Origin of the sequence: Leptospira abararensis (assembly GCF_016918735.1) — a bacterium.
Taxonomy (GTDB): domain Bacteria; phylum Spirochaetota; class Leptospiria; order Leptospirales; family Leptospiraceae; genus Leptospira_A; species Leptospira_A abararensis.
In genome coordinates this window covers 21,795-28,579 of sequence record NZ_JAFFPR010000059.1, presented here as the reverse complement: position 1 = coordinate 28,579, position 6,785 = coordinate 21,795, and the positions used below count along the sequence as shown (strand labels likewise).

General features: G+C 37.1%; 4 protein-coding genes and 1 pseudogene. 3 read left to right on the top strand and 2 right to left on the bottom strand.

Annotated features, from left to right (window positions below; translation table 11 throughout):
- Window positions 1–402 (top strand): annotated as a pseudogene (locus tag JWG40_RS17285) (hypothetical protein); the annotation flags it as partial.
- A 7-nt stretch (window positions 403–409) separates the two neighbouring features.
- Window positions 410–1,846, top strand: coding sequence for a hypothetical protein (locus JWG40_RS17280; protein WP_205287014.1), 1,437 nt, complete (start codon window positions 410–412; stop codon window positions 1,844–1,846).
- Here the strand turns inward: JWG40_RS17280 and JWG40_RS17275 are convergent.
- Entirely contained in the window at window positions 1,750–4,128 is a 2,379-nt protein-coding gene (locus JWG40_RS17275; protein ID WP_205287013.1) for a hypothetical protein, read from the bottom strand. The genes JWG40_RS17280 and JWG40_RS17275 overlap by 97 nt on opposite strands.
- A gap of 36 nt (window positions 4,129–4,164) precedes the next feature.
- Complete coding sequence (locus JWG40_RS17270; protein ID WP_205287012.1) at window positions 4,165–6,180, bottom strand: neutral/alkaline non-lysosomal ceramidase N-terminal domain-containing protein; 2,016 nt, start codon at window positions 6,178–6,180, stop codon at window positions 4,165–4,167.
- 226 nt (window positions 6,181–6,406) lie between these two features.
- Here JWG40_RS17270 and JWG40_RS17265 point away from each other — a divergent pair, with 226 nt between their 5' ends.
- Window positions 6,407–6,730, top strand: coding sequence for a DUF3817 domain-containing protein (locus JWG40_RS17265; RefSeq protein WP_205287011.1), 324 nt, complete (start codon window positions 6,407–6,409; stop codon window positions 6,728–6,730).
- The last annotated feature ends 55 nt before the right edge of the window (window positions 6,731–6,785 follow it).

The window sequence follows — 6,785 nt, the reverse complement described above, 5'->3', positions numbered from 1 at the left end:
TCTCCAGACCCTGCCTACACAGCGGCAGCACCAACCGATAACTTCTCCACTAGTTTGGTCATGGAACCCAACGGAAAGTTTGCAGCTTTTCTGTATTCAGCTAGTGGCACATTCTACATACGCCTCTTAGCGGTTGATGGAATCACAGGCAATTTGATCCCGACAGATCAAAAGCTTAGTGTAGGTAATGCACCGAAGTACCTGGATTGGGATCGAAGTGGAAAGTTTATTTATTTAGTCTCTGACACGGGTGGAACAACAAATAAATATCAAATGGAATACTTTCAATTTTCTTCGAATGGACAATTGTCAAGAGGTGTCAACTCTCCTATAACGTTTAGCAATATGTCTGGCGAATTCAGTGCTAAGGATCTTAAATCAATTTCGAGATACTATCAATAATCATTAAGTGTCCCCTTTCCGCTATGCAATCCTCTTAGGAGTTACCCTGTATGCAATTTTACTTTTTGCATTTTCTGGTATTCCCGATGCAGATATATTCTATCATTTTGCTGTCGCCAAACTATATTTAAAGGAGGGTCTTGTTACAAAGCTTCCGTGGCCCGAAATTGGGATCCAATCTAGAGAATTTACCGACTATCATTTTCTATTTCATCTCATCCAAATACCATTTCTTCTTCTCCCGATAGAAGAAACTATTACCATAAAAATCTTTATCTTAATTTCTATCTCTACCTTACTATACCAAGTAAGCGAATACATTCAAAAAGAATCTCCCGAAGTCTCTCCCTACTTCATTATTATATTCTTTATTTTAGGATCTGTTCTGTTCACAGGACGGATGTTATTCGGTAGGGGAAATTTATTATTCTTTACTATTTACTTTTTATCCTTACGTCTCTGGGACCTAAAACACCTTAAGTGGATTTTTTTACTTTCCTTGTTATCGATCTGGGCTTATAGCGGATTCCCTTTTCTATTCTTTACTGGTTTGTTTATCACAGTTTTAGAAAAGAACAAGGAACAGGCTAAAATATTTTTAGCATCTGTGGCTGGGATGTTTATTGGGTTTATTGCACACCCATCTTTTCCATTCCAATTTAAAGGTTACTTCATTGAACTTATCATCCAATCTTTTCCGCCACCAGGAGTAGAGTCGATAGCAGAATGGCTCCCGCCGACTAAGGACATCCTTATTTTGGGTTTTTTGCCGATGTTACCGCTTTTACTTTTGAGTTTCAGGAATAAAAACTATTTTCATCCTAAAAGTTTTGTTTTTTTATTTTTGGGAATCGTATGTTTAATATTTACGGGAGCATCTCTAAGAATCTTCGAGATGAGTTGGCTTATGTTTTTTATATTCATATTTTTGAATATAAACTTTCCAAAAAGGTTCCAAGTTTTCGCGGCCATTCTTTTATTTGTGATTCAATTTCCAATTGCCTATACAAAAATGGGGCAACAGTTCCGATCTTCAGAAACCAAATATGGATACATTGTGACGGAATGGATTCGATTTAACATCCCAAAAGGAGAAAGAATTTTTCTCTCTTGGGCAGATTACCCGTATTTTACATTCAAAAATCCGGATTATCGATTTCTTTTTGGACTCAATCCTTTGTATGCTTGGTCATACAACCAAGATCAATATTTTGCACAGAAGGCTTTTTTTGAAGGAACTGCTCAAGGCTTTCAACATATTCCCAAAGCTCTCGATTACAACATTATCGTAATTAATAAATTTTACTATAATTATGCAAATTCTGAATTCAAAAGACTATCCACAGACTATCGTTTGGTTTTCGAAAATGAAAAATACGGTGTTTTTGCGAAAATAATCCCACCTAACAAAATAAAGAAAGAGGAAACCATCCCAAACAAATAAATTTCACCTCCTAATGAAGGCAAATTCACCACCGGTTCTTCTTGATATTTGTTTTTCTCCGTTAAGACAAAAAACTCTTTTCCCGCATCATCTAGCAAAAGTTCGCCGAAATCTGCTTTCCTATCTTTAAAAAAGGATTGTGGTTCCCTTGGGCCTGAGATTGTCAGTGGAATTTCCGGAATTTGTTTCAAAAGTTGTGAAAGATTTTTTTTGGAAGAAGAGTCATTTGGGAATAGTAGTTCTGATTCTTTCATTAAAATCGATGGTAAATTTTTGTTTTTTAAATCTTTTGTCCAAGAAACTTCTCCAAGCCCATTCTCCTTACTCATCAAAATCAAGGCTGAAAGATGGGGAAGTATTGAATCCATATCATCCAGTTGTTTTTTAGTCAATCTTAGAATTTTTGTCTGATAACCCAAATTGGTTATATGCATTTGTAAGAAGTTACTTGTTTTAAGAAAGTCTCGATACCCATATTCGGAATTTGAATTTAAAAGGTCTACGTGAATGAGCCCAATTGGTTTTATCAATTTTTGAGCGGATTCAGGTAAAATTTTTACAATCACGAATGGGTACTCAGCAGCAAATGTTTCCAACCTCTTCCTATGTAAGTTTATATAATTCTGATATTCTGGGCTAAATCCAATCATATGGGTCACCCCAGAACGTAATAAAAAATCCAAATAATATCCAGAATCTTCGTTTTCTTTTGCTAAGGACAAAAGGTTTTCTCGCCAATCCACATCCGTTCCCCAACGAAAGGTTTGACTGAAACCAAACTCTTGCCAGTTGAATACAAGAGTGGAATAATAAGACGATTCTACGGTAAGACCAAGATTATTACGAACTCCCGCATCATATAAAAGTGGTAACCAAAAGTGAGGTGTCCCAAACATTAACTTCGATTTGATTATCTCTGGTTGAACCAACGCCTTTTCTGGAAGTGACCTCAATTTTTCAGCTAACCTTTGGTATAATGCCAGTTCTTCTGTCTTTCTCGAATCTTTCCAGAGCGGAGAATCATAACCTTGGTATTTTGTTGGATTAAAACTTAAAAAAAGAAAATACTGAATGATTAGAACAAAATAAATCAAAAAAAACAAGGGGAGTTTTCTTTTTCCTGAAATAGAACGAATGCTTAAGGGAAATAGAATTGAAAAAGAGATAAAAAAACAATCAAAAGCGCGATAGTTATGAATTTTAATATTTGGAAGTATGTATCCAAGCGAATAATCCAACGATAACCAAAAAAATACCAAAAGAACCGTTGTGATAAATTTACTTCTAGGTGAGGAGTGAAATTTTCGAAGATGGAAAGCTAATAAAACTAAAGCAACAAAGGATAACCATCTTCCTGATCTAAATAACTCTACTATAAAGGCTAAAGTTAAATTTTCGCCATTTGTTGAAGCTTTCAAAGCAGAATCATAGACATCTTTGCCCAAAATGGAAAGTAACGGAGGATAAGAATACCCGTAAAACACACCGCTTGTATATTCAGAGAAACGAATGTAGTTATATGCAACAGGGAGGACGAGAAAAAAAATAATTAACGCAGCCAATGTCAATCTTTTGGTATTTTGAATTACAAAAGATTGATACTCAACACAATATAAAAATAAAATCAAACTATAAAATACAGAACTGAGTAAGTGGGAATAGAGAATGACTGATGTTAAACCAACGAAAATAACCAAATGAAAAGATTTAGAACTTTTTCTATATTTATCTAATGCCACCAAAGCCAAAAAAATCAGAGAGTGGGCAAAACTTGAGATCACAGTGCCTTCTACTATACCAACCAAACTAGTGCCTTGTAATCCATCACCCGCATAATTAAAGTAAAACAATACGGCAGAGAATCCTAAAAGAATTCGAATGTATTTCGGATAGAGAGACCAAAAGAATTGTTTGCTAAAGGAATAGATGGCAAAAAACAACAATACAATAGTTAAAAATACAGAGATGGAAAAGGCAGATTCAATAGTCACCGAAAAGAGTGAGTGGATACAATAAACAAGGAGGTAATAGAACGGTGGATAAAAATAAAAAATTGGAAATCCACCGAACCATACGTCGGACCAACCTGTGGCAGAACCAGAAGGAACCAGTTTGGCAAATTCTTTTGCTAAAACAATATGACCAGGAGTGTCCCAGCCACTCAAAGTCTCTCCAGAAAACAAATACCAAAACTGAAATGGAATCGATAATAAAACTAAAGAACCGAGCCCATAAGCCAAATACTTGGCCCATAGAACTCGGCGAGAGGAAAGTAGATCCATATAGAAAAAATAATGGATCTTAGCGATTTTGCAATCTTATATTCCGCCTTCCCCTAAACGAAAACTAGGACACTCGATACGATAAGTAGATCTCACACTATCAGGACCAAGATAGATTCCTTCATGAACCAAACGGTATTCTCCCGGTTTGGTATCGGTATTTGTTTCCCAAATTAAATCGATACTTTCTTCTGCTCTACCCCAAATGCCTCGTTTTTGATAGGTAAATTTTGTATCGAAGTCTGCATCGGAACGAATCGGCTTCCATGTTGTTTTGTCCGATACTTCTACCCAAAGATAAGAAGACACTTTAGGATAACCTACATTGGGATTTGCAGCTGCTACCCGACAAGAAACCACTTCTCCTCTTTTATAAAACTCAGAACTTGGTTGGATGATATTTTGAGGTTTGTTTGATGAAACGGAATCAGAAGACGGAACCTTCAATGGGTGGATACGATCCGATAAATCCAATGGCATGAATGTAGGTGACGAGGATTGTGTGCCATTTTGTAACTCCAAAGACATCTTATGAAATTCTTGTCTTAGAGCATTCAAACTCTGAGGTCCGTGTAAAGTGTGACCACCTTCATAGTTTTGAGTGGAATACTCTTCAGGTGTAGTGATGTATCCAGAAAAATCATTGGTTAGTCCTGACAAAACAACCTCTGAAGTTTTTTCTTTTAATACAGAGCGAACTTCTTGTTTCAGGCGTCTACTGGACATTGTTGTGACCTCATGTGGCAACACTAAAATGGTTAGATCACCTACAATAGCAAGTCCATAGGGCAGAATTTGCGGTAAACTAGGAATAGGTTTTGTTTCTCCCATGGGGAACAAAACAGCTTTCGGACTCTGACATTCTCTCAGTTCATTCGATGGAGATTGTAACATGAATTTTGCGATCCAATCAATGTAGAATCTACGATTTTGATTTGTCATCCCTTCATGAAATAACCAATGTCCTCCTCCTTCTTCTGTGGATCCTGCAGCAAATGAATAACCGTAGGCCGATGGACAGGTTGTTTCTGTCTTTCCAGTCCCCGAGAACTCGCTACTAACTGGGTGTTTACTCATATCGATGAATCTTTGCGTAAACGATATACCACCTGACAAACGTTTTCCTTCTGCTTTCAGAATATGTTGGCTAGCAACAAACTGTCTTTTCCCAATGATAAAACTACTATCATACATGTCCTTTCCCGGACCAGTATTGTTTAAGTTTAGATTGGGTGATACATCCCCCTCGTTTGCTTGAGCAAAAATTGCAACAAAATCATTTAACCCTTGTTTTTTGGCTTCTGACTCAGCAAGTAAGGATGCAATCCCTTTATTATCTGATGATATATGCCTGTTGTCAAAGGTGATATTGGTTGGATGCACTCCATACCAGTTTACAAATCCTATAGGAACGCCAGAAACCGATACAGTGAGCTGTAACATCTCACGATCAATATTATCAGAAAATAATTTTCTTTCTGATTCTGGATTAGCAAGATAAGCAGAAAGACTTCGATTGACTCCGGCTTCACTCACCATCGCCTTTCCTACAACCAACTCAGCTGGTTTCAGTTTCAGGTAAGCCTCTTTGATCGACTCAAAGATTCCATCTCTTAAGACGGCATAAGATTCCGAATAAAAATCCTTTGAGTAAAAAGAAACTTCTGAGTAATGAAAATGACCAGCAGGTCCACTATGTGTATGGGATGCGTTAATTAAAACATTACCAAAGTTAAATCCAGAATCCAGTTCTGATTGTAATCTTTTCACAACTTCTCTTTGGATTTCGAAGGGAATACCGCCGACTTCTGCGGTCACATAAGCTAAAAGTTTTTTGGAACTTTGGTCACGAATGACAAGGGATCTGGCAAACTGCCTAGTATGAATTCCAACACCGGTTTGGTCTTCTCTGGCATAGCCCCAAAACATAACACCAACAGGCGGCCCTGTGATGTCTTTTTTCGCCATCGCGGCAGAATATACCGGTCTCTCTTCAGACCAAAGGGGGAGAGTGAAACAAAAAAGAACGAGAATTAAAATTCGAAACTGCATCTTACAGATTCTAAGTGGATCCGTCCCAAATGTCAATCCCGAACAATTGTCGACTAATTTGATATTATGGAGCAAACTTGCCTCAAATTCGCGAAAAGTTGCTGCCCTTTCGGAAAAAAGAACCAAGATCCCACTCGTTTCGAAGGTCATTCGCTGGAGAAAGTAAGGACGAAACGAATGAACATCGGGAACCTGGATAATACTAAACGAAAAAAAGGATTTGTACGTGTATCATTTACTCCAAACCAAATTAGGTCGATTTCGCATTTTAGCTTTTTTAGAAGGCCTTTCCTTTCTCACAATTCTCTTCGTAACCATGCCACTCAAATATCTTTATCAAAGTCCCGAACCAAATAAAATCGTTGGCCTCGTCCATGGATTGTTATTCCTTTTGTATCTAGTCGAACTATTTCAAGTGAAAGTGGAATTAGAATGGAAAGCCAAAAAAACAATATTGGCAGCCCTCGCTTCCGTTGTCCCTTTTGGAACCTTCATCGCGGAACGTTATTTGTATTTGAAATCAGATTCAAACGTGAACAAAGACCAATAGAAATTTTTTATATTTTTTAAGCATACGATAATACCGTATAACAGACAATATATGT

Excerpts from the sequence above, each read along its gene's own strand:
- JWG40_RS17275 (WP_205287013.1), bottom strand. The coding sequence starts at position 4,128 with ATGGATCTACTTTCCTCTCGCCGAGTTCTATGGGCCAAGTATTTGGCT.
- JWG40_RS17270 (WP_205287012.1), bottom strand. The coding sequence starts at position 6,180 with ATGCAGTTTCGAATTTTAATTCTCGTTCTTTTTTGTTTCACTCTCCCC.